Below are 24276 nucleotides of genomic sequence, written 5' to 3'. Positions count from 1 at the left end.
ACACTACTTCTTTTTCGGTGCACCCTTCGAAACAGCGTCAACAGTTCCCTCGGCAAGGGTCAGCGTGAATTCAGTGTTTGCTGGAGCATCCTTCGCACTGCGTGCGACGGAGCCGTCAGCTAATACCGCTATGGCGTAGCCACGATCCAAGGTTTGCTGAGGCGAGAGCGCTCGCAGCTGAGTTTTCAAGGACACTGTCTCTTGCATGGCGTTGTGCAATGCGCGGTCGACAAGGTCAGAACCGCGCTGCACGTTACGCACAATCTCTTCAGCCCGAGTGGCAATGATCCAATCAGAATCTGCCAGGACGGGGCGAGAACGAAGGCTCTCTAAGCGCTCCAGCTCAGTGGAGAGGAAACTTGTGACCTTGTTGCTGATGCGGCTCTTCGCATCAGCAACGCGAGCAAGTTCCTCACTCACGTCGGGAACAACCCGCTTGGCTGCATCGGTGGGGGTGGAAGCGCGCAGATCTGCCACGTTATCTAACAGGGGCGCATCGGCCTCGTGGCCGATGGCGCTGACCAGTGGAGTAACACAGGCAGCTGCCACACGCACAAGCTTTTCATCGCTGAAGGGCAAGAGGTTCTGGAAATCGCCACCACCGCGCGCAATGATGATGACATCAACCTCGGGGTCGGCATCCAATTTCTGGATAGCGGCAATCACCTCGGGAACAGTTTGGTCGCCTTGCACCTTGGTGTGGATGACCTTGAATTCCACCTGTGGCCAGCGCAGATGCGCATTGCGCAGAACATCTTTCTCTGCGTCAGAGTTTTGACCGGTGATCAGCCCAATGCATTGCGGCAAGAACGGAAGTGGAACCTTCCGGTCAGCGTCAAAGAGGCCCTCCATAGCCAGCTGAGCGCGAAGGCGCTCCAACTTCTCCAACAGATCGCCCAAGCCGACATGGCGCAGTTCGAGAACATTAAGCCCCAACTGGCCATTCTTTTTCCAAAAGTCCACTTTGACGAGCGCAATAACGCGGTCACCCTGTTTGATGTCATCAGGCATCTTGGTGCGGGCGTTCGACCAAATGGTGAAGCCCATAGTGGAGTCTTCTGTGAGGTCTTTGAGTTTTCCAAAGATTCCCGAGGAACGCTGATCCCACTGGGTGATCTCGCCTTCAACCCACACCAGACCGAGGCGGTCAAGGTATGCCTTGAGCTTGGTCGTCAAGGCAGCAATGGGCCACGGCTCGTCCGGGGTCGATGCTGCCTCACTCATACCTATCAGGCTAGTAGAGACCACGGGCAAACACTCATCTTCGTCGCCTAAGCTGGAGTACGTGAGCGCAACGAATATTGGACTGGGTATGCCCCGCATCCCCCGCCCCATGAAGACCCTGGTTGAGATGCCATCGCCGAACCCGAAGAAGGTTCTCCTGGCTTCCCCACGCGGTTATTGTGCTGGCGTTGACCGTGCAGTCATCACGGTAGAGAAGGCACTTGAAACCTATGGCGCACCCGTCTACGTGCGCAAAGAGATCGTTCACAACAAGCATGTTGTCTCCACCCTCGAAGAGGCGGGCGCCATCTTCGTCGACGAAGTCGATGAAGTTCCAGAAGGCTCACATCTCGTGTTCTCAGCTCACGGTGTCTCACCAGCGGTGGTGGCCAGCGCTGAAGCGAAGAACATGCAAACCATCGATGCCACCTGTCCGCTGGTGACGAAAGTTCACCGCGAAGCAGTGCGCTTTGCTCGCGACGATTATGAAATCCTCCTCATCGGGCACGTCGGCCACGAAGAGGTAGAAGGAACAGCAGGGGAAGCCCCGGACCATGTCACCATCGTGGATGGTCCTCACGCAGTTCCTGACATTGAGGTCAAAGACCCCAACAAAGTTGTCTGGTTGTCACAAACGACGTTGAGCGTGGACGAGACCATGGAAACAGTGCGCCTGTTGCGTGAACGTTTCCCCAACTTGCAAGATCCCCCCAGTGACGACATTTGTTATGCCACCCAAAACCGTCAGATTGCGATCAAGAAGGTTGCAGCAAACTCTGATCTTGTCATTGTTGTTGGCTCAGCCAACTCATCAAACTCCGTGCGATTGGTGGAGGTAGCTCTGGAATACGGAGCCAAGGCTTCTTACCGTGTTGATTTCGCCGATGAAATTCAGCAGGAATGGTTTGACGGAGTTTCCACAGTTGGGGTGACCAGCGGTGCATCTGTTCCCGAAGAGCTCGTTCAAGATGTGCTCAAGGTGATTGCGACTGCCGGATATACCGACATCGAAGAAGTAAAGACAGCCGAAGAAGACCTGATCTTCTCTTTGCCTAAAGAACTGCGGCCCAAGCGCGCGAGCTAAAACTACTTCGCAGAGTTCGCCATATTGTTGATGGCTTCTTGGAATCCAGGATCAGCCAACAACGAGATGAAGATACATGCTGTGGAAATAACGTTGGAGATAACTGCTCCAATAACCGGAACCCACCACGACTTCTTCTTTGCTTGCATGCGCTCGCGTGACTTCCACACAACCAAGGCAAGAATGACTGCCTGAATAGTGACGGCAATCCAACCCATTTGGGTGGCGAAAGCCACACCAGTGAACGTGCCCAAGTTGAAGTCGGGCATGAGGGTGTTGAGTTCGTCAACGAGTGCATTCATCACTGGGCGAGGGTTGATGTAGTCGGCAAGTCCGGAGAAAACCGAATACACGCCAACGAAGATTAAGCCCCAGGTGATGAATCGATCCAGAGCAAGACTCCGCTCCTGCTTCTCCTCTGGAGTAAGCGGAGTCGGAGCCTGCTTTGAATCTTCAGGCTTGGGAGCCTTTGGTTTTTTATCTGACAAGAATTACTTTCCGGAGTGACCGGCAGAACCAAGCTGCTCGGTTGAGTGAACGACGCGTGCTGCCATGGCAGTCTCCGCGATCTTTCCCCAGGCGCGGGGGTCGTAGATCTTCTTGTTTCCTACTTCGCCGTCAACCTTGAGCACACCGTCGTAGTTTTTGAACATCGTGTCCGCAACAGAGCGAGTGAAGGCGTACTGTGTGTCAGTGTCGATGTTCATCTTGACTACGCCGTTAGCAACGGCTTCAGCAATCTCTTCATCGGTTGAACCAGATCCACCGTGGAATACGAGGTCGAAAGGCTTGGGGCCGGTGCCAAACTTGGCAGCCACACCTTCCTGGATGTCTTTGAGCAGTTCTGGACGAAGCTTGACGTTACCGGGCTTGTACACACCGTGAACGTTTCCGAATGTCATGGCAGCCATGTAGCGGCCATTCTCTCCCAGGCCCAGAGCTTCAACAGTCTTGATGCCGTCTTCCACGGTGGTGTAGAGGCTGTCGTTGATGTCGTGGGAGACGCCGTCTTCTTCTCCGCCAACAACACCGATCTCCACCTCAAGGATGGCGTGGATGTTCTTGGTCTTAGCAAGCATCATCTCAGCGATGTCGAGGTTCTCTGTCAAGGGCACTGCCGAGCCATCCCACATGTGGGACTGGAAGATGGGGTTGCGTCCCGCGCGGACTTCTTCTTCAGAAGCGTTGATCAAGGGGAGAACAAAGTCGTCAAGAGCGTTCTTGGGGCAGTGGTCGGTGTGCAGTGCCACGGTGATGGGGTAGCTCTTTGCTACTTCGTGAGCAAACTTCGCGAAAGCGAGTGCACCTGTTGCACGAGCCTTGACCGTGTGGCCAGCGAAGTAGTCAGCACCACCAGTGGTGACCTGGATGATTCCGTCGGAACCTGCCTCGGTGAGGCCCTGAAGAACAGCGTTCAGTGTCTGAGAGCTCGAGACGTTGAATGCAGGGTAAGCAAAGCCTTTGGCTTTTGCTTTGTCGAGCATCTCTGCATACTGTTCCGGGGTTGCGACGGGCATGTCATCTCCTTGATTCTGGCGCGAATATACGTGGGAAAGCGCCTCTCTAGTCTAATCGGGATGTGAGGCCCCTCATTTATTGGTATTTCGCATCCAAATGTGTTGCTGCGCGCTCGTCGAATAGAAGGTGACGCGCGTCGACGCCTAGGCTGAAAGCGTGACGTCAACGAATACAGGCATTTTGAACCTCCACCCTGACCGCAACCTAGGTATGGAATTGGTGCGCGCCACCGAAGCCGCCGCGATTCGCGCAGTGCCATTTATCGGCCATGGCGACAAGAATGCTGCTGACAAAGCAGCAGTCGACGCCATGCGTGCTTTTCTCTCAACCGTGAACTTTGAGGGCGTTGTCGTCATCGGTGAGGGTGAAAAAGATGAAGCCCCCATGCTGTTTAACGGTGAGAAGGTGGGAACCGGACGAGGTCCTGCCTGCGATATTGCCGTAGACCCCATCGACGGCACCAGCCTGACGGCTGCAGGCCGCCAGAACGCAGTCTCCGTCATCGCCGTCTCTGACCGTGGCACCATGCTTGATGCCTCCTCCGTTTTTTATATGAACAAAATCGTCACTGGGGAAGCCGGTGTTGGTGTTGTAGATATTCGCAAGCCCATTGGTGAAAACATTCGTGCGCTGGCAAAAGCGATGGGTAAGCCTGTTGGTGACATTCGCGTCGCTATTCTTGACCGCCCACGTCACGAGGGTCTCATTCAGGAAATCCGCGACGCTGGTGCCGGAACACGTTTGCTGCTGGACGGTGATGTTGCCGGTGGTATCAACGCAGCCCGCTACGAATCACGCATTGATATGTGTGTCGGTATCGGCGGAAGCCCCGAAGGTGTGGTCACCGCCTGCGCCATTAAGGCGCTCGGTGGCCAGATTCAAACCATGCTGGCTCCCAAGGATGACGAAGAGATGCAGCGAGGTATAGATGCAGGCCTCAAGTTTGATCACGTCTATGACCAGGACAGTCTGGTCACCAGCGACAACACCTTCTTTGTTGCTACCGGTGTAACCGATGGTGGTCTTGTTGAGGGTGTTCGCCGTAAGGGACCGATTATCCGCACGGACAGCATCATTTTGCGCGGACGCTCGGGCACCATCCGTCGCGTTCAGACCGACTACCGCGCAGACCGCTGGCTCGAGGTCTAAACCTTCGCGTGAAGTTCTGCGTCAACCGTTCGGTTGCGACGCAGAATCATCGCCGCTGGCACGTTCAGTGCTACAGAGACAACCAACAGGGTTGTCAGAACTACTGTCCAGCTACTGGTTGAACCATACAGAATTCCCATGAGTGGTGGAGCCAGGGCTGCGCTGAGATAAGCAACAATCTGGGCAAATCCGCTCAGTGCCATAGAACTTCTAACATTTTCAGTTCTCAGATTCACCAAGGTGAGAGCTAATGGAAACTCAAGACATCCTGTTCCGACGATGGCGACCCACAACCAAATCAGGTGCTCAGGTGCGAAGAGCAAGCCGAGATATCCCACGAGATAAAACACACTGGAGATAGTGACAAGCCAGTGTGCATGTTTCCCCATGCGCTTGGCTAGGCCGGGAACAACAAATGCCAGGGGTAATCCAATTCCAGCAAAGAGGGCAAGCAGCGCCCCGCTTTGTGCTGGGGTCACTCCGGCAATATCAATCAGGATCACCGGCATCCATGCATACATGGCATAACCGGTAATGGAAGACACCGCCAAGACGATGCCCACAGACCATGCTGTGGGGGAATGCCACGGGTGAACCTTGCGCACCAAGGGAGCGGCTTCGGGGGCATCAAAGCTGGAGTCTTTGCGGTGTGAGCGGTATTCCACTACCCACGGAATCAGGGCGATGATGGCAAAGACTGCCCATTGCAACAAAGATCCTCGCCACGTCACAACGTGTGCAACCGGAACTGCAATCAGTGCAGGTAAGAAGGCACTAAAGGACATGACCGACATATAGATGGCCGTCATAGTGCTGACGTGATCGGGGAAATATTTCCTCACCGCAGGCGGCATGGCGACATTGGCAAAGCCCATACCAACTAGCGCAGTGAGGGTTCCAAAAGCCAAGGTCTGCCAGTTCACGGAGAAAGCGCGAAGAATGTGTCCGGCAATCATCAAGACAAGCGCCAGGATGAGTGTGCGCTCAATACCGATGCGCTTTTCAATACGCGGAGTGAAGATACCTCCAGCGGCAAAGCTCAGAGGCGCAATGGCTCCGAGCAAGGCAATAGCTGCAGTGTTGAGCTCATAGGTTGCGCTGATTTCAGGAATCAGCGGAGAGAGCCCTGCCACAGCTGCACGCATACTGAAGGCGACGAGAACAATGCCCGCAAACGCTAAAACGCGCCCGGCGAGCAAAGCGCGGGGCGCGTTAGAAGCTGGGGAACTCACGTTCCCATCATGGCACTAGCTCGCTTCGGTCTTGTCATCAGTGTCCACGAGTTCGCCTGCAGTGAGGGGTTTGGGGGCTTCATGAACCTCGATACCTTCGGGCAAGATCTTGGTGGGATCAATGCCGGGGAATTTGCGAGCTGTTGAAAGCACGCGAGTTTCGAGTGAGGAAATAAAGCCGTTGTAGTGCTTGACCGTGTTCTCGATTGCCTTACGCAGATCTTCAGTGTGCTTGGTCATGGTGCTGAGTCTGCTGTAGAGCTCAATACCGAGATCAAAGAGTTTCTTTGCTTCATCGGTGACAACCTGCTGCTGCCAGGTGTAAGAAACAGTTTTGAGCACTGCCCAGAGGTTGACGGGGGAGGCGAGAGCTACGCGTTTACCAAAGGCGTAATCCAACAAGGTGGGGTCTGCTTCCAATGCTGAGGCCAGCAGAGATTCGCTAGGAATGAATGCGAGAACAAACTCTGGACTGAAATCGAATCCACTCCAGTAACTCTTGGAGCTCAGTGCATCAACGTGGGAGCGAACAGCCTTGACGTGCGCTTTCATCAGGGTTTCACGGCGGGCTGCTTCTTCCCCAGTTGCGGTGACAGGAATCTGGCTCGCTTCCAAGTACGAGTTGAAAGGTACCTTGGCATCAATCACGATGGTCTTGCCGCCGGGAAGATTAATCACCATATCTGGGCGGATGGTTCCACCATCCGTTGTCATGGTGGTTTGAGTATCAAAGTCGACGTGGGCAGTAAGGCCGGCAACCTCAACGAGGCGACGAAGCTGGGCTTCACCCCAGGTGCCTCTGACGCTGTTAGAGCTCAACGCAGAAGCAAGTGACTGTGTTGTCGCCCGAAGTTCTTCACCGAACTGACGAGATTGAGTGAGTTGCTGAGCAATTTGGCCGTATTGTTCCTGGCGCTGGTTTTCCAGATCGTTCACCTTGGTTTGCATCGCCTGCAAGGTCTCTTTCACAGGGGCGAGAGCTTCAAGAACTTTATGTTCCTCCTGAGCGCGGGCAGCATCATCTGCTTGCCTGCGGTCGTTGGCCTCACGCAGTTCAGAAAGCATGCGCTCAAGAGTCTGGATTTGCTCGTCTTTACCGGCAAGGCGGGCCTCGGCAGTTGCGGCACGCACGGCCAAATCACCCGCATCACTCGGTAGTGATTTGCGTGCTCGCAAAGCCCAGCCGATGGCAATACCAGCGATGAGTCCTGCAATTAATCCAAGAACCAGAAAGAGAGTGAAGTCCATGTATTCAGTGTGTCAGCAGGTACTGACATTTCCCGGTCGCCACGGCTAGAGTAGGTACGCACAGAAGGAACTGATATTTATGTCGCAACTCCCCGTTGTTTCTCACTGGATTGATGGGGCAGAGTGCCCCTCCACGTCCGGTCGTACCGCTCCTGTTTATGACCCAGCTCTTGGTGAAATCACCAAAGAGGTTGCGTTAGCTAATCAGGCGGAAATCAATGCAGCTATTGCTTCCGCAAAAGCTGCTTTCCCCGAATGGCGTGACTCCTCACTCGCCAAACGGCAACAAGTTATTTTCAAGTTCCGTGAACTGCTCAACGAGCGCAAGGGTGAACTCGCAGAGATCATCACCAGCGAGCATGGCAAGGTCCTTTCAGACGCCATGGGTGAAATCACTCGTGGCCAGGAAGTGGTCGAGTTTGCCTGCGGCATCAACCAGATGCTCAAGGGTGAATACTCCGAAAACGCCTCCACAGGCGTTGACGTGTATTCAACTCGTCAGCCTCTGGGCGTTGTAGGAGTGATCTCTCCTTTCAACTTCCCCGCCATGGTTCCCATGTGGTTCTTCCCTGTTGCTATAGCCGCAGGTAACACTGTTGTCTTGAAGCCTTCAGAAAAAGACCCTTCTGCAGCCATCTGGCTCGCCAAGCTTCTTAAGGAAGCAGGTCTTCCTGATGGTGTCTTCAACGTTCTCAACGGTGACAAGGAGTCCGTTGACGGACTCCTGGAACACCCAGACGTTCAGGCCATCTCTTTCGTAGGATCCACACCTATTGCGAAGTATGTCTACGAAACCGGCGCCAAGAACGGTAAGCGCGTTCAAGCACTCGGCGGTGCAAAGAACCACATGCTTGTTCTCCCCGATGCAGATCTCGACCTCGTAGCCGACTCAGCCATCAACGCTGGATTCGGTTCTGCCGGTGAGCGCTGCATGGCAATCTCGGTTGTTGTGGCTGTTGAACCAGTTGCTGACCCGCTGATTGAGAAGATCGTGGAGCGTATGGGCAAGCTCACCACCGGTGATGGCCGTCGTAACTGTGACATGGGTCCTTTGGTTACTGAGGTTCACCGTGACAAGGTTGCTTCTTACATCGATATCGCCAAGGCAGATGGCGCGACAGTTGTTGTCGATGGCCGCGAACAAGAATTCGACGGCGCTGCCGGCGGATTCTGGCTTGGTCCCACCCTCATCGACAACGTTCCCACCACCTCCAAGGTCTACACCGAGGAAATCTTCGGCCCCGTGCTCTCCATCGTTCGCGTGAAGAGCTACGACGAGGGTGTTGATCTGATCAACAACGGTGCGTTCGGTAACGGAACCGCGATCTTCACCAATGATGGTGGTGCAGCTCGTCGCTTCCAGAACGAGATCGAGGTCGGCATGATTGGCATCAACGTGCCGATTCCTGTGCCTGTTGCCTACTACTCCTTTGGTGGTTGGAAAAACTCACTGTTCGGTGACACCAAGGCTCACGGTGCTGAGGGAGTCCACTTCTTCACCCGCGGAAAGGCGATCACCAGCCGCTGGCTCGACCCCAGCCACGGTGGTATCAACCTGGGCTTCCCCCAGAACTAAGCCCTTATATGCCAGCGACCACCGAAGTTTCACGACCTCGGTGGTCGCTGAGCGCTGTTTTATGGATATGCGTGCTGGCCATCATGGCTGGTTTTCAGACCTGGCGCGGCGCTTATGTCGATGGAGTGTTGTTCTTTGCCTTAGTGGCAATGCTGATTATTGATCGGCTTACTGGTGGCCGCATCATTTTGATGAAACAACCGGTAGTCGCACCCAAGGTCGTCACCTTGGCAATCACAGGAGTTCTTGGTCTTGTCCTAGTTCTTGCTCCAAGGCACAGCTGGATCGATTTGGTTGCTTTGGTGGCCATTGGAGTCACTGTTCTTATCGTTGCCTGGGCGCCAACTCCTGAACGCCCTGAGCGCTCCCACACCTCGCTGCTGCGTTCAATGTGGTTTTGGTCGATGGCGGCAGTGGCTTTGTGCGTCTGGGAAGCAACCGCCTTTGTGTTGAGCGTGACCGTCCCAGATGGGATCTACATGTTTCCGACAATCTCTGTGCTTCTTGACCCGTTCGTTGAAAACATCTGGGGCCGGATTGTTTTTGTTGGATTGTGGCTTGCTGCCGGCTTAGGCCTCCTCCAGTTGTGGAGGAAGCCCTGATGTGGAATCTCGTTGCGTTCGGTTATCTCGTGATTGTCCTCACAGCAATTGCCGTTGAGATTTATGCTCAGAGAAAACCTCATGTCATTGCCCCAATGGGGGACATGCTCGATCACGTCATGAAGTCACGAACTACCAGAGTTGCCGTCATTGCGGCATGGTGGTGGTTTGGTTGGCACTTTGCCTTTGCTGAAACTGTCCAGTTGACTCTCTAGTGCCCGGTACGCTTAACCCTTGTGGCTCTAACTATCGGAATCGTCGGACTGCCCAACGTAGGCAAGTCCACCCTCTTTAACGCACTGACCAAAAACCAGGTTCTCGCGGCGAACTATCCCTTCGCAACAATTGAACCCAACATAGGTGTGGTCAACCTCCCTGATGCACGCTTGAACAAGCTGGCTGAAATCTTTGGCAGCCAGCAGCTGTTGCCAGCTGCGGTGTCCTTTGTTGACATTGCCGGCATTGTGAAGGGTGCCTCCGAGGGTGAAGGTCTGGGAAACAAGTTCCTGGCCAACATTCGTGAGGCAGACGCCATTGCCCAGGTAGTTCGCGGATTCTCTGACCCCGACGTTGTTCACGTTGACGGCAAGATTTCTCCTGCAAGTGACCTCGAGACCATCAACACCGAGCTCATTCTTGCTGACCTAGAAACCTTGGAGAAGGCAATCACGCGCCTCGAGAAGGAAGTCAAAGCGAAGAAGGCAGAACCTGCAGCCCTTGAAGCGGCCGTTGACGCACAAAAGGTGCTTAACGAAGGCAAGCTTCTCTCTGTGTCTGGCATCGATCTTGCCCCCATCAAGGATCTTGGTCTCATGACTGCGAAGCCGGTGATCTTCGTATTCAACGTGGATGAGTCTGTGTTGACCGATGAAGCGAAGCGCGCTGAATTGGCTGCTCTGGTTGCTCCTGCGAAGGCAGTGTTCTTGGATGCCAAACTTGAATCTGAACTTATTGATCTTTCTCCAGAAGATGCTGCTGAATTGCTAGCCTCCACTGGTCAGGAAGAGTCGGGCTTGGATCAACTTGCTCGTATTGGCTTTGACACTCTCGGTCTGCAGACCTATCTCACCGCGGGTCCTAAAGAAGCTCGTGCGTGGACCATTGGTAAGGGCTGGAAAGCTCCCCAAGCAGCCGGTGTGATCCACACTGACTTTGAAAAGGGCTTCATCAAGGCTGAAATCATCTCTTTCGAGGACCTCGTTGAGACCGGTTCTGTTGCGGAAGCTCGCGCCAAAGGCAAGGCGCGCATGGAAGGTAAGGACTACGTCATGCAAGATGGCGACGTGGTCGAATTCCGCTTCAATGTCTAAAATTGTCTACTTTGTCGCCTCATCCCTTGATGGCTACATTGCTGACTCTGACGGATCACTAGAGTGGCTCACCTCTATTGAGGGAGCTCCCGAGGAAATTACCTCCAGCTTTATCTCAACCGTGGGTGTTCAAGTCATGGGTTCGCGAACCTATGAGTGGCTACTCGAGAATGAAAACATCCTGAGCCACCCAGAAAAATGGTCACAGTTCTTTGGTGAAATGAAAACAGTTGTGTTCAGCTCGCGATCGCTTCCTGCGCCAGAGATGGCAGACATTGCTTTCGTGGATGGGATACCTGCAGAGCATGTAGATGAGATCACCAGCCGTGCTGGTGATGGAAACATCTGGCTGGTTGGCGGTGGTCAACTGGCTTCGCAGTTTCTTGCAGCGAATCTGATTGACTGTCTTGAAATCACCTACGCTCCCGTAGTGCTCGGCAGCGGGGTCAAGCTTTTTGGTGATCTCAGTGACTTTGTTCGGGTAAATATTCGTGAAACACTTCCGAGTGGAAACTTCATTCACGTAAAGTGTGATGTTTCGCTCACGTCCTCAGGCACCTAAAGGAGCACAGCATGTGTGGAGGTTACGCGCTCGCGGAACCCACTGAAGTGCTCGAGGACGTCTTTCATGTGGATGTCGTAGGCGAGAACCTGCCTGTTCCGAGTTGGAATATTCGGCCCACCAACCAAGTACCTATTGTGGTGGACACGATTGATGCGCAATCAGGTGCTCAGCTTCGGCGCTTAGAGAGCGCCCGCTGGTCGCTCATTCCGTCCTGGGTGAAGGGGGAACCACCCAAATTCTCCACTTTCAATGCCCGCAGTGAAGATGCGGCGGCCAAAGCGTCCTGGCGTGATGCGGTCAAGTCCAAGCGCTGTCTTGTTCCTGCCTCCGGATATTACGAGTGGGTTGTCGAAGACGGTGTGAAAGTTCCGCATTACATTCACTCAGACCACCTGATTGCTTTTGCAGGGTTGTATTCGTGGTGGCGAGCTGCCGAGAGTGATCCGTGGATGCTCACTGCGACCATCTTGACTATGCCGACCGTGCCGCAGCTGGCAGCTATACACGATCGCAATCCTGTGCCCCTTCCTGAGCAGTATTGGGATGAGTGGCTCAATCCTGCAACGATGGGGACTCAAGAACTAGTTGATGCCGCTGTGGCAGCAGCAATCCCTGTGGCTTCCGGCTTGAGTGAGTATGCGGTCAACCCTCTGCGCGGTAACGGGCCAGACTTGATTGAGCCTCGCTAACTGAAGTATTCACTGAAACTTCAGCCCCATTTATTGCTTTAGCTGGCTCAAGCGAGCAGACTGACACCTAACTGGGTTTTCCCCAGTCACACAGGATGGTGCACAGTGGCTCGCAAAATTCGCAGTGAAGACGAACAAATCAAACGCCTCCGGGTCTACAACATCGTTGCCGGAGCAATACACCTGCTGCAGGGCCTTGCGTTCTTGTTCATTCTCACCAAGCTCAGTTCACAGGTGATGTTCCCGGTCACCGTGGACTACATGACAGGTCCTCCCGGGGTCGATCTTCCCACCGAGCGGGTAACCCTGTTTGAAGTCAACTTGGGTCTGGGAGTTGTGGCGTTCTTGTTTATGTCCGCCTTCTTCCACTTCCTTATTTCACTACCCGGAGTCTTCACCCGCTATGCCAATGGGCTCAAGCTCAACCACAACTACTTCCGGTGGACCGAGTATTCCTTGAGCTCTTCAGTGATGATCTGGCTCATTGCGCAGCTCAATGGCGCGACAGATTTCGCAGCACTGTTTGCCATCTTCGCCGTCAACGCCTCGATGATTTTCTTTGGTGCGTTGCAGGAGAAGTATGAAAAGCCAGGAAACAAGAAGTTCCTGCCATTCATCTTCGGTTCCATGACCGGTATTGTTCCCTGGATTATCATCGCGATTTACACTCTGCAGCCAGGTTCAACCAGCGCTGCAGAGGTTCCCGGCTTTGTTTATGGCATCGTCATTTCACTGTTCATCTTCTTCAACACCTTCGCGATCAACCAGGTGCTGCAGTATCGCCAAATTGGCGGCTGGAAGAGCTACTTGCGCGGTGAGCGTGCATACATCACGCTCAGCCTGGTAGCCAAGAGTGTGCTTGCCTGGCAGGTGTTCTCCGGCGCTCTCGTTCCACTCTTTGTGAGCTAATTCACGGACCCTGTGGGCCGTCAAGACTCGTTATTAATCCCAACTTTACGGGTTGAGTGATAACTGAATCAGAAGGCGGGTTTTTTGCCTGCCAAAATCCTGTTCACAGCAAACTTTCACAGTACTTTCGAGTTAGACCTTTTGTATAAAACGGGGTACTTTTAAGTGGTAACAAGGGTTACAACTCCACCTATGAAAAATCTGTATTTTCATCTGCAACGGCGCATCGTGCACATCTTTGTCACGATGCTGTCAGTCGCAACCAAATGGTGGGGGTCCAGTCGAAAGTTTGTTGGCAGAGTCTGGAAAAAACCTCAACTTTCTCTCGGAAAATCTGTTTTCATTCCTGGATCAGATAATTCCCTTCGAAGGCTTTGGGCAACCTGTTCAACCCTCAGCATCTTTGGGCTGCTGGCAGGTTTTCTCGTATTTATCGCAACACCGCAGCCTGCTTCTGCAGCGGCTGCGTGCGTGCCATCCAGCAGCAATTCTGGCGGTTTCACCACATTGACGTTTATCAACACCTCTGAGTGCACCTGGACGGTTCCCAATGGTGTGGTTGCCTTTGATGTTCTGGCTGTGGGTGCAGGTGGTGGTGGTGGAGCTGACGCCGGTAGCGGTGGTGGTGGTGGTGCCTATTACTTCAACTCTGTGAATCTGGGGTCTTTGGTTTCACCGTCATTCAACATCACGGTTGGTGTGGGTGGTCGTCCACAAATTCACACCTCAAACATTTCGGTTCCCTCCAGTTATTTCACGGGCACCAACTACGCAGGTTCAGCAACCACATTTGTTAACTCAGCATCTACATTTTCAATTACGGCGTATGGTGGCGGTGCTGGACAGTGGTCCTCTGACGTGAGTGCAGCAGGGTGGACAGCTGGGGGATCTGCTCCTGCCGTAACAAACTCCCTCGGACTCACACTGGGAACTGCCACTTCGAATGTTGGCGGCTGGGGTGGAGCAGGTATCGCTTTTGGTGGCTCCTGTTCGAGCACATCAGGTGTAGCCGGTATTGCGGGTACAGGTGGAATTAACGGGATAACAAGTTTTCCTGGAAATTACGCAGGTGGTGGTGGTGGTGGTGCCTGTCTCAACGGTGCATACGCTGCAATCGATACATCACGTCGTGGTGGTGCCGGTGTCAATGGTGGTGGCAACGGTTCTGGTGGATACGTAGGTACGACAGCTAAGTTTTTGTCTCGTGTAGCTGTAGCAAACTCTGGTGGTGGTGGTGGAGCAGGTGCATCACACGGTGACACTTCATTGATTACTGATCCAGAAACTGGAATCCAGGGCTACTCTCGAAACGGTGCCAAGGGCGCCGATGGCGTTGTTAAGGTTCGCTACAAAAATGCTCCAACAAGCGTCTCAACAATAACGAGCCCAAACAATGTCTTCGCAGCGACAGGGACCTCGCCTACCTTTAGTGTCTCTTCAACTGATCCCGGCGGTGGAACAGTCAGAATTCAGTGGCAGGTTTCTACGAATTCTGGCTCCAGCTGGTCGAATGTTGGCTCGCTGAATACAGGCACAAGCAATACCTACACAGTGAGTTCAGTTACGACCACCCAAAATGGCTATCAATACAGGGCACTGGTGAGAAACTACGATGCCGGCGGAAACTATTCCGAAACTGCTTCCAACGCGGCCACACTGCGTGTCACTGCGTCGACGCTAAGCGCTGTCTCGTTTAGCCCCAGTACTGTTACAACCGGTTCGACCAGTCAGTACCTCGTCAATGGAAGTGTATCTGTTTCACAGACTTTTTATGGGTGCTACTCAGACGGAGCTAATGGTGCCCGTAACGTAACTCCTGGCGCTACAACCTGGACTGGATCAGCCAGCTTTAGCAGGACTAATTCGGGTACGACGCCTGAAACTTTCGTTCGTGAACTATGGTTCAACAGGGACGTCAGTGGAAATCCAGTTAATTCAGCGCCTTCAGCTGCTGACTGCACAAGGATTGCGGGTGCATTCAGCCCTGACATCAGTGCAACGCTTGTGACTAACCCCACCGCAAGTGTGACTTCTTCCGCATCGGCATATACGCTAGCCGTGGGATCAAACTTCTCTACTACCCTGACCAGCTCCGGAATCGGTAGCTCTGTGAGCTACAGTGTCAGCCCCTCTCTGCCTGCTGGATTGACACTTTCATCTAGTACAGGTGTAATTCAAGGCACACCTACAACTGTCCAAGGGGCAACCAGTTATACGGTCACAGCAACCGGCTCCACTTATGGTTTGGCTACTCGCTCATTCACCATAGAGGTACTCAAGGGCACGCAAACAGTTGCCTTCACCTCTACTGCGCCCTCTACTCCGTTGCCTAATGGAACGTATACACCGGCTGCCACAAGCTCTATTGGGCAGACGGTTACCTTCTCGGTTAGCTCGTCGAACGGCAGTGTCTGTTCAATTTCTGGGGGAGTTGTTTCGTTCCTTGAATCTGGCGACTGTGTCATCACAGCTACACAAGCTGGAACCTCAAACTACCTGTCCGCCACAGCAACCCAAACGATTACAGTAGGGCGCCTTTCGCAAACAGTGACATTTAGTTCTGTACCAGCGAAAACCTTTGGGGATGCAGATTTTTCTGTATCTGCAACGACAACTGCTGGATCGCTTCCCATCGTTTACGCATCTACAACTACAGCGAAATGTACTGTCTCGGGTTCCACTGTTCGAATTGTAGAAGCCGGTAACTGTGTCATTACTGCCACGCAAACAGGAACTGCGGTTTACCTCCCTGCGTCACAGAGTCTGACCATCTCTGTTGCTAAGGCCTCCCAGGCAACAGTCACCGTCACTAGCAACTCCACCGTTGTGTACGGGTCTACTCTGTCGCTGACAGCTTCTGGCGGTTCCGGAAGCGCCTCCGGTTACGTCTTTACCGTGGTAACTGGACCCTGCTCCATTTCTGGGACAACACTGAGCACTAGTGCCGCAGGAGACTGCGTTTACAACGCATACAAAGCCGGAGATGCAAACTACAACCAGTCGGCTACGTCAGCTAACTTCACCACCACAATTACACCCAAGCCTTTAACGCTTTCTGTGACGGTGTCACCCTCATCTCGCGCCTATAACACCACTAGGGATGTGACCCTCGGAACAACTACCGCGTCTAACCTCACAGGAATTATCAACGGTGATGATGTCTCTGTAGATAACACCAAACTTTCTGCCACCGTTGCGACCGCGGATGTGGGCACGAATAAGGCTGTCACTGTTGCTGTGGCAAGTGGGTACCTCACTGGAACTAAGGCAGGAAATTACCAACTTCCTACAATCTCTGGTTCGCCCGTTGTGACCATTACGCAAGCAACGCAATCCTCCATCACTTTCTCGAGTGCACTCACAACCATTTTTGGTCAAAACATCACCCTGGCTGCCTCGGGTGGTAGCGGCACAGGCGCGCTCACATTTGCCACCTCAAGCGGAGCTTGCCAGATTGCGTCATCAATCTTGACACCGGTCAGCGCTGGAACCTGTGTGGTTGTCGCTACTCGTGCAGCTGACACCAACTACGCAGCACAAACAGCAAGCTACTCAGTTTCTATTGCCTATGCCGACCAAGCTGTCGTGTCGATGACCAGCGCAACCACTGTTGAATACGGAACAAACCTCACGCTTGGTGCCCAGGGTGGTAGCGGAACTGGTGCCTATGAGTTTGCCAAGGTTTCAGGAAACTGTAGCGTTTCCGGAACCACGATGACGCCATCTGCTGTTGGAGACTGTGTTGTCAAAGCTCGGAAAGCAGGAGACTCCGGTTACAACGTCTCCGCGTGGAGTGCGGATGTCACCATCAGCATTACTCCCAAGCCTTTGACTATTGTGGTCACTCCTTTTCCCTCCTCCCGGGATTACAACGGATCACGTACGGTTATCCTCGCGACATTGTCTTCTGCGCACGTAACGGGTCTTGTTGGCAACGACTCCATCACTTTGGATAATTCCAAAATCAGTGCCACAGTTCCCGACGCTTCCGTTGGCGTCAACAAGCCCGTCAGCACAGTTATCTCCAGTGGCTTCTTAGGTGGAACTCACGCAGCTAACTATCAAGAGCCCACGGTGTCAAACTCTCCGGTGCTGACAATTACCCAAGCAACTCAGTCCGCTGTGACCATGAGTAGCGCAACTACCTTTGTCTATGGCAGCTCACTCACGTTGACCGCTACAGGTGGCACAGGCACTGGTGCTCTTGAATACGCTGTTGTATCTGGAAACTGTTCTGTAACCGGCGACAGCTTAACTGCTTCCTCGGTAGGCGATTGTGTGGTCAAGGCCCGCCGCGCGGCAGACACCAACTACAGCATTTCTGAATGGTCCGCGAGCCAGACAGTGACTGTGACGCCCAAGCCTCTTACCCTCGCAGTGACTGTAAATCCCTCGTCCCGTGCATTTGACACCACTAGAACGGTGACCCTCGCAGACACCACTGCAGCTGATCTCACCGGCATTATCAACAATGACGTGGTAACCGTCGATAACAGCAAGTTATCTGCCACGGTTGCCTCAGCCATTGTGGGGGAAAACAAGGCAGTAACCGTCACAGTTGCCTCGGGCTATCTCACTGGTGCTAATGCGGGAAACTACCAGCTCCCCACTATTTCTGGTTCGCCCACGGTCAACATTGTGAAGGCCGATCAAAGTTCGGTCACGATGACCAGTGCCACCACCGTCGTCTATGGAAACACGCTCACACTGTCAGCGAGCGGTGGCGAAAGCGTCATGGGTTACGAGTATGAGGTTGTCAGCGGCCCTTGTTCCGTTTCTGCTGCGACTTTGAGCACAACCGCGGCTGGAACCTGCGTGGTTCGTGGCCGTCACCTGGGCGACACGAACTACAACGTTTCTGCTTGGTCAGCGAATGTCAACATCAGTGTCACTCCAAAACCATTGACTCTGTCTGTGACGGTTGATCCCTCATCAAGGCCCTACAACACCTCTACTGCTGTGGGATTGGCGGCAACATCTTCGTCCAATCTGACTGGAATTATCAACAATGACGTCGTCACTACTGACGACACCAAGCTCAGCGCTGCAGTAACCACGGCAGATGTGGGAACAAATAAGGCAGTCACTGTCACTGTGAATACTGGATTCCTCACCGGTACACACGCTGCCAACTATTCCGTCAGTTCAGTGACGGGCTCACCCGTTCTCACCATTACACAGATTTCTCAAGCCGCACTGTCATGGACAACTGTTCTCGCAACAATCTTTGGTCAAAGCATTACCCTTTCTGCCACGGGGGGAAGTGGTACTGGAGCATTGAGTTTTGCCACAACCAGTGGTCCTTGTACAGTCTCGAGTTCTATCGTGACTCCTTCGAGCGTTGGCACCTGTGTAGTTGTAGTAACCCGTGCCGCTGATACTAATTACACTGCTCAAACCCTCAGCGGCAACGTCGAAATCAGCCAGGCATCTCAGTCGACGGTAACCATGACCAACGCGACAACCGTTGTCTATGGCAGCACGCTCACACTAACTGCAGCAGGCGGCAGTGGCACTGGAGCCTTCGATTTTGCCAAAGTGAACGGCAATTGCGTCGTAGAGAATGGTGTTCTTACACCTCTGGGCGTTGGCGATTGTGTTGTGCATGCGCGCAAACTCAGCAGCACCAACTACACGACTTCCGCGTGGTCTGCTGATCTCACCGTCTCGATGACGGCTAAGCCGTTGACCCTTTCGGTAACTCCCCAAAACCGTCAATGGAACGGTGGTACCTCTGTCTCCCTGGCCTCAACTTCGGTGTCAGACCTATCTGGGGTAGAAGCTGGGGACACTCTCACAGTTGATGATTCATATCTCGCTGCTTCAGTTGCAACAGCAGATGTAGGTACAAATAAGACAGTAACCGTCACTGTTTCTGCTGGTTATCTCTCTGGTGTTGATGCTGTGAACTACCAGCTTCCTGTGATTGCCGGTTCCCCCACAGTTAACATCTCCAAAGCAGACCAAGCAACATTGAACTTCACTTCGGCGACGTCATTCGTATACGGACAGACTCTCACCTTGACAACCACAGGAGGAACCGGAACCGGTAACACCAGCTACGCAGTCGATAGTGGTCCGTGTAGCGTTTCTGGTTCGACCCTGTCTTCTTCTGCAGCTGGTTCCTGTGTCATCACAGCAACCAAGGCACAGGATGCCAACTATTCGGCGCAGACAGCGACCTCAACTGTTGAGATTGCCTTCGCTACCCAAGCGGCGGTATCAATCACCAGCGCCACCACTGTTGTCTACGGTTCAACCCTGACATTAACCGCAAGTGGTGGCGCGGGAACCGGTGCTTTCGAGTTCGCCAAGGTCTCGGGTCCCTGTTCAATCTCTGGAACGACCCTGAGCACTACCGCTGTCGGTGACTGTGTCTTCCAAGCGCGTAAGCAGGCTGACAGCGGATATAACGCTTCGGCATGGACCTCAAACTTCACGGTTACCATCACGCCTAAGCCACTTTCGTTAGCGGTCACCGTTGACCCCAGTTCCCGTCAATACAACACGTCCCGCACAGTGACGCTTGCGCCCACGAGCGCATCAAACCTGACAGGCATCATCAACAATGATGTGGTGAGCACAGACGATTCCAAACTCTCTGCTCAGGTTTCCACTTCTGATGTGGCAACCAACAAAGTAGTCACGGTTACCGTGGCGCAAGGCTTCTTGACTGGCGCAAACGCTGGAAACTACCAGCTCCCCACAGTCTCAGGAACACCCGTCATCACAATCACTCGCACCGCACAGGCGGCAATCACTGTCACAAGTGCACTCACAACGGTCTTTGGCCAGAACATTTCACTTTCGGCCACAGGCGGAAGTGGCACAGGTGCCCTCACGTTCGCTACAACCGGCGGCCCGTGTACGGTGGCCTCATCCATCATGACCCCCACCAGTGCTGGTAGCTGTGTTGTTGTTGCAACACGTGCAGAGGACACCAACTACTTAGCTCAAACCCAGACAGAAACTATCTCAATCGCGGCAGCAACCCAGTCCACCGTTACCGTCACGAGTGCAACATCGGTGGAATATGGTTCAACGCTGACATTGACCGCTTCAGGTGGCTCGGGAACCGGCGCCTACTCATTTACTGAAGTCTCAGGCGCATGTGATGTTGTTGGAACAACTCTGATCCCGCTTTCTGCGGGTGAATGTGTCATTCACGCGCGTAAAGCTGGGGATGCGTCCTATGCAACCTCTGCCTGGTCCGCTGATGTGACCATCACCTTGACGCCCAAGCCACTCGCTCTTTCCGTGACTCCTTCTCCAGGGCTGCGGCCTTATAACGGCAGCTCAATTGTGGAACTGGCAACCACCACTGCAGCGGATCTGGTGGGTATCGAACCAGGCGATGACGTCAGCGTAGATCACTCCAAGCTTGTCGCGACTGTGTCCTCACCGTCTGTGGGAGTAAATAAAGCTGTCACTGTAACTGTCAACGCTGGGTATGTCATTGGACCTGACTCGGGCAACTATCAACTCCCCACCATTGTGGGGACCCCTCTGCTCACGATTACACAGACAAACCAAGCAGGCATCTCTTTTGCCAACGCGTCGAGCGTTCAATATGGACAAAACCTCAACCTTGTTGCTTCGGGTGGTTCAGGTAGTGGTGCACTAACCATCGTTCGTACCAGTGGGCCATGTACCGTGACAAACAATGTCATGACCTCCACGGGTGTGGGTACCTGTGCTGTCACGGCCACTCGTGCAGCTGATGCGACCTACCTAGAGGAATCCACGACAGCAAACATCACAATTACACGTGCTTCGCAGACTCTGAACTTCACCTCTAATGTTCCTGAAGAAGCATTGCCTGGAATGACCTATACACCCGTTGCTGTCTCAAATGGCGGAGCCAGTGTTTCCCTAAATATCACAACAGGGTTGGCGACAGTGTGTTCCATGAGTAATGGCGTTGTCACTTTCCTTGCTCGAGGACAGTGTGTCATTACGGCAAGCCAGTCTGGAACCACCAACTACCTTCCAGCAACTTCTATCTCGCAAACCATCGTTGCTGGAATGCTGAACCAAACCATCACGTTCCCTGCGATATCTGATCGCAACTTTGGTTCATCGGCATTTTCTGCCTCTGCCACCGTGAATTCAGGTTTGAGCCTGGGCTATAACACGACGACCGGTTCGATTTGTAGTGTCAACTCATCTGGTTTAATTACTCCCCTGGCTGTGGGTAACTGTTCAATCACCGTCACCCAAGCATTAGGCAATGACGTTTACGCTTCTGCAAGCCCGGTAACCCGAACTTTCAGGGTTCTCGCCATTGTTCCCACCGCTCCACAGATTACCTCCGTATCTTCAGGTGATTCTTCGATTACGGTTGCCTTCACTCCACCTGCAAGCCGCGGTGGGGCGCCCATCACTAACTACGTGCTCACAGCTACTCCGACCTCTGGGCCTTCCATTATCAAGAGTGACTGTGCGGCAGTTCCTGTACAAACGCCCCCTGCCTGCACAATCTCAGGACTCACAAACGGTGAAAGCTACACCGTTGCTGTTGCTGCGACAAACTCCGCAGGTACAGGCCCTGATTCGAATACTTCACCCTCAATCGCGCCCGCCACCGCGCCAGATTCTGTTGCTTCTTTGGCTGCGATTCCAGGGAATACCACGTTGACAGTCACCTGGCGGCCTCCGACAAACTTTGGTGGCGGTACTTTCAGTCGTTACGAAGTGACAATTACTCCCCGAGGTGAAAGCCCGCTTACGACCGTTAACCTTTTCGCTTCAACCGCCAACAGGCACACCTTTACAGGGCTAACAAACGGTGTGGCATATGACGTTGAAGTGGTTGTAATTAGTTCTGCAAACACATCGGATATGGGATCCAACCGAGCAACCGCAATTGGAATTCCAGCCACTGAGGCATCCGCTCCTCGAAATGTCATCATTACTCCAACCTCATCAACCACCGCACTCGTCACCTGGGAAGTCCCGACGTCTAATGGTGGTTCTCCGATCACTGGCTACTCTCTGAGCCCTGGAGGCTGCATCTTTAGCACCCCAACAGCTACCCGCTGTGAATACCGGGGATTGACGCCGGGGTCCACTCTCAATCTTTCTGTTTCTGCCATGAACATCATGGGTGGATCGGTTGTAGCGGAGGCATCAGCAGTGATGCCTGCCGCACCTGTAGCAGTTGTTTCTACAGCCCGCACCGTGAGCCCAACTGTTTCTTCAACACCCCAAGTTGAAGCTCCTCCAGTGATTTCCTCAATTCCAGAATTTAGAGATGCTCCATATCCAGGAATTCAATTTGATGCTCCTGCAACAGGCAATGCAAAGGCGCTATTAGATGGCAATGAAATAGAGGCGTGGCTTTCAGTTTCTGAACAAACAGTCACAGTCCAAACCGAGCAGGGAGTTCTTGTAACCCTGCAGAACACAACCCAATCAACAACCAATGGATCATCCCTGTTGTTAAATCCTGGATCAACAGTGGCCGTGGAAGCTCAGGGATACACACCCAACTCGCCTTTGGAAGCCTGGATTTTCTCAACTCCAGCTCGCTTGGGTGCAGGGATTGCCGATGAAACTGGCTCATTCAAGGGTGAGTTCCCACTCAGTTCAGCAGCACAGCTGGGGCAACATACTGTTGTATTGCACGGACTTTCCACTCAAGGTGAAGTTGTCACGGTAGCAATTGGCGTGAAGATTGTTGCGCCGGTGAGCCAGACACCTGAACCCGAATCAGGATCAGATTCGCTGCTGTTTAGCTCGGTACTCATGTTCTTGGCAGTCATGGTTACCCTGACGGTCTTGGTTATGCGCCGCAGAGCACGAAAGTCAGGCGAGTAATTATTTCTCAGGCTTGATTTTCACGGTGTTGAGAATCAGGCCAGCCCCGTTACGCATAATGAGCTTGGCATCCGGGGTGATCTTGGTCAGTAGTGGATAGACCGCAGTGGCCAACATCATGCCGATTGCCATAGCAAAGAAGGTAAGTCCGGCCGTTCCGGCAACATCGCTGAGATTTTGTGAAGCTTCCAACTCTCCCGTGAGCGCAACGAAGCCTGTCGAGCCAGGAACAATCAGCCAGAACGTGGGAAGGAAGATAGCCAAATCTCCCGGGCCACCACCCAACCGAGCATTAATTGCCCAGGAGGTAATCAATCCGGCAGCTGTGGCAATCCCTGCAGACAGGGGAACACCCAGGCTTGGAACTGCCAGCACGGAGATGGCAAAACTGAACATCATCACAAACAAGCTGGGAAGCCAGAGTCGAAGAGGTGTGCAGAAGTAGAGGAACGTTCCCACGCCATAAATTGCTGCACCTGCCCAGGCCACCCATGCGGGGGTGAGGGTGACTGTGACATCCTCGAGTCGGCTGGCAGGGATCCCACTTACTGAAATGGCCAGAACACCTCCGAAGGCCATACTGCCTAAAATCATGAGGGCATACATCAGTCGGGATGCGCCGGAGACCATATAACCACTGACCAGCTCGATAATCCCTGAGGTCAGTGTTGCTCCGGGCAGCAACACCACAATGAGCATCGCGACCATGCGAACAGGGTCTGGCTTATCCAACAAGATTGAGATTCCAGCGACCATGAGGCCAGCAACAAAGGTAGCCATGAGAGGCAGTAAAGCTGCAAAGCGAGTACTTCTGCTGAGGTTGAGCACCATGATGCCCACCAACAAACCCATAATCGTTACCGCGGCCAATGCGGGGAGGTCTAGGCGGAACGCTGCACCAAAACCTAGCGCTGACAGTGAGTAGCCAATCACCCGCAACCAGGCAGGATAGATGGGCTTCATCGTTGCGATGGAGCGCAGGCTCTCGGCAACATCATGGGCATCGTCATGGTTATGACGGGCTTGGGCAAGAATTGATTGCACCTTCGTCATTTGGTCAAAACGGTAACTCGTCTTCACCACACGAATCTGGGGAACGCCGTGTTTTTTCGTTTCCGTGAGCACCAAAGTCGGCAGTAGAGCAATTTCTGCATCAGCGTTATAGGCATCAGCAAGATCACGCAGCACAAGTTCTGCTTGGGGAGCTGGATAAGTCGAGCTCACCATCGCAGCTGCAGCTTCAGTGAGCATGTTTGTCACATCAGGTCGGGTGGAAGGTTGCCCCACTTGCTCAGTCATGACTCAACGCTAACAAATCACCAGCACAACCTAGACTTGAGGCCACAACATC

16 protein-coding genes are annotated in these 24276 nt (G+C 53.5%); 10 read left to right on the top strand and 6 right to left on the bottom strand.

The window, feature by feature from the left end; translation table 11 throughout:
• Window positions 1-3: 3 nt before the first annotated feature.
• Entirely contained in the window at window positions 4-1248 is a 1245-nt protein-coding gene (gene xseA / locus AUMI_RS04780) for an exodeoxyribonuclease VII large subunit (RefSeq protein ID WP_425338912.1), read from the bottom strand.
• Window positions 1249-1312: 64 nt separating this feature from the next.
• Between xseA and AUMI_RS04775 the strand changes: the two genes are divergently transcribed.
• Window positions 1313-2308, top strand: coding sequence for a 4-hydroxy-3-methylbut-2-enyl diphosphate reductase (locus tag AUMI_RS04775; RefSeq protein ID WP_096381911.1), 996 nt, complete (start codon window positions 1313-1315; stop codon window positions 2306-2308).
• Between the two features lie 2 nt (window positions 2309-2310).
• Here AUMI_RS04775 and AUMI_RS04770 read toward each other — a convergent pair whose 3' ends face one another.
• Together AUMI_RS04770 and fbaA are read right to left on the bottom strand one after the other, a co-directional pair.
• Window positions 2311-2796 carry a DUF6264 family protein gene (locus tag AUMI_RS04770; RefSeq protein WP_096381909.1) on the bottom strand — a complete coding sequence of 162 codons (486 nt, stop codon included), beginning with the start codon at window positions 2794-2796 and terminating at the stop codon, window positions 2311-2313.
• Window positions 2797-2799: 3 nt separating this feature from the next.
• On the bottom strand, window positions 2800-3825 hold the full coding sequence (gene fbaA, locus AUMI_RS04765) for a class II fructose-bisphosphate aldolase (RefSeq protein WP_096381907.1): 1026 nt from the start codon (window positions 3823-3825) through the stop codon (window positions 2800-2802).
• A gap of 211 nt (window positions 3826-4036) precedes the next feature.
• On the opposite strand from fbaA, the gene glpX reads away from it, so the two are divergent.
• Window positions 4037-4975 (top strand): class II fructose-bisphosphatase, encoded by a 939-nt coding sequence (glpX, locus tag AUMI_RS04760; RefSeq protein WP_096383472.1) that lies wholly within the window; start codon window positions 4037-4039, stop codon window positions 4973-4975.
• On the opposite strand, the gene AUMI_RS04755 is transcribed toward glpX, so the two are convergent.
• On the bottom strand, window positions 4972-6207 hold the full coding sequence (locus AUMI_RS04755; RefSeq protein WP_096381904.1) for an MFS transporter: 1236 nt from the start codon (window positions 6205-6207) through the stop codon (window positions 4972-4974). The two genes, glpX and AUMI_RS04755, sit on opposite strands and share 4 nt — an antisense overlap.
• 15 nt (window positions 6208-6222) lie before the next feature.
• A complete protein-coding gene (locus tag AUMI_RS04750) occupies window positions 6223-7455 on the bottom strand; it encodes a DNA recombination protein RmuC (RefSeq protein ID WP_096381902.1) in 1233 nt (410 codons plus the stop codon).
• A gap of 79 nt (window positions 7456-7534) precedes the next feature.
• Between AUMI_RS04750 and AUMI_RS04745 the strand changes: the two genes are divergently transcribed.
• The 8 genes from AUMI_RS04745 (at window position 7535) to AUMI_RS04710 (ending at window position 22925) form a co-directional block, all read left to right on the top strand.
• Window positions 7535-9031: a CoA-acylating methylmalonate-semialdehyde dehydrogenase gene (locus tag AUMI_RS04745; protein WP_172418258.1), complete on the top strand. Its 1497-nt coding sequence runs from the start codon at window positions 7535-7537 to the stop codon at window positions 9029-9031.
• A gap of 8 nt (window positions 9032-9039) precedes the next feature.
• Window positions 9040-9633, top strand: coding sequence for a hypothetical protein (locus tag AUMI_RS04740; RefSeq protein WP_148664052.1), 594 nt, complete (start codon window positions 9040-9042; stop codon window positions 9631-9633).
• The gene (locus AUMI_RS04735) at window positions 9633-9848 is read left to right on the top strand and encodes a DUF6186 family protein (RefSeq protein WP_096381894.1); all 216 of its coding nucleotides are present in this window, start codon (window positions 9633-9635) and stop codon (window positions 9846-9848) included. Before AUMI_RS04740 ends, AUMI_RS04735 begins: the two co-directional genes overlap by 1 nt.
• Window positions 9849-9869: 21 nt before the next feature.
• On the top strand, window positions 9870-10943 hold the full coding sequence (gene ychF / locus AUMI_RS04730; RefSeq protein WP_096381892.1) for a redox-regulated ATPase YchF: 1074 nt from the start codon (window positions 9870-9872) through the stop codon (window positions 10941-10943).
• Complete coding sequence (locus AUMI_RS04725; protein ID WP_172418256.1) at window positions 10936-11505, top strand: dihydrofolate reductase family protein; 570 nt, start codon at window positions 10936-10938, stop codon at window positions 11503-11505. The genes ychF and AUMI_RS04725 overlap by 8 nt, the downstream gene beginning before the upstream one ends.
• 11 nt (window positions 11506-11516) lie before the next feature.
• A complete protein-coding gene (locus AUMI_RS04720) occupies window positions 11517-12197 on the top strand; it encodes an SOS response-associated peptidase (RefSeq protein WP_096381887.1) in 681 nt (226 codons plus the stop codon).
• A gap of 105 nt (window positions 12198-12302) precedes the next feature.
• Window positions 12303-13106 (top strand): heliorhodopsin HeR, encoded by an 804-nt coding sequence (heR, locus tag AUMI_RS04715; protein ID WP_096381885.1) that lies wholly within the window; start codon window positions 12303-12305, stop codon window positions 13104-13106.
• Between the two features lie 192 nt (window positions 13107-13298).
• Window positions 13299-22925 (top strand): YDG domain-containing protein, encoded by a 9627-nt coding sequence (locus AUMI_RS04710; protein WP_148664051.1) that lies wholly within the window; start codon window positions 13299-13301, stop codon window positions 22923-22925.
• Here AUMI_RS04710 and AUMI_RS04705 read toward each other — a convergent pair whose 3' ends face one another.
• Window positions 22926-24224 carry a threonine/serine exporter family protein gene (locus tag AUMI_RS04705; protein WP_096381880.1) on the bottom strand — a complete coding sequence of 433 codons (1299 nt, stop codon included), beginning with the start codon at window positions 24222-24224 and terminating at the stop codon, window positions 22926-22928.
• Between the last annotated feature and the right edge of the window lie 52 nt (window positions 24225-24276).

It is taken from the genome of Aurantimicrobium minutum (genome assembly GCF_002355535.1).
GTDB lineage: Bacteria > Actinomycetota > Actinomycetes > Actinomycetales > Microbacteriaceae > Aurantimicrobium > Aurantimicrobium minutum.
This window is presented reverse-complemented; position numbering and strand designations above follow the sequence as displayed.

Bases quoted from the DNA above. Each gene is read 5' to 3' on its own strand.
- AUMI_RS04725 (WP_172418256.1), top strand. From the start codon at position 10,936: ATGTCTAAAATTGTCTACTTTGTCGCCTCATCCCTTGATGGCTACATT.
- AUMI_RS04775 (WP_096381911.1), top strand. From the start codon at position 1,313: ATGCCCCGCATCCCCCGCCCCATGAAGACCCTGGTTGAGATGCCATCG.
- AUMI_RS04750 (WP_096381902.1), bottom strand. From the start codon at position 7,455: ATGGACTTCACTCTCTTTCTGGTTCTTGGATTAATTGCAGGACTCATC.
- glpX (WP_096383472.1), top strand. From the start codon at position 4,037: ATGGAATTGGTGCGCGCCACCGAAGCCGCCGCGATTCGCGCAGTGCCA.
- AUMI_RS04745 (WP_172418258.1), top strand. From the start codon at position 7,535: ATGTCGCAACTCCCCGTTGTTTCTCACTGGATTGATGGGGCAGAGTGC.
- AUMI_RS04705 (WP_096381880.1), bottom strand. From the start codon at position 24,224: ATGACTGAGCAAGTGGGGCAACCTTCCACCCGACCTGATGTGACAAAC.
- fbaA (WP_096381907.1), bottom strand. From the start codon at position 3,825: ATGCCCGTCGCAACCCCGGAACAGTATGCAGAGATGCTCGACAAAGCA.
- AUMI_RS04740 (WP_148664052.1), top strand. From the start codon at position 9,040: ATGCCAGCGACCACCGAAGTTTCACGACCTCGGTGGTCGCTGAGCGCT.
- AUMI_RS04720 (WP_096381887.1), top strand. From the start codon at position 11,517: ATGTGTGGAGGTTACGCGCTCGCGGAACCCACTGAAGTGCTCGAGGAC.
- AUMI_RS04710 (WP_148664051.1), top strand. From the start codon at position 13,299: ATGAAAAATCTGTATTTTCATCTGCAACGGCGCATCGTGCACATCTTT.
- AUMI_RS04735 (WP_096381894.1), top strand. From the start codon at position 9,633: ATGTGGAATCTCGTTGCGTTCGGTTATCTCGTGATTGTCCTCACAGCA.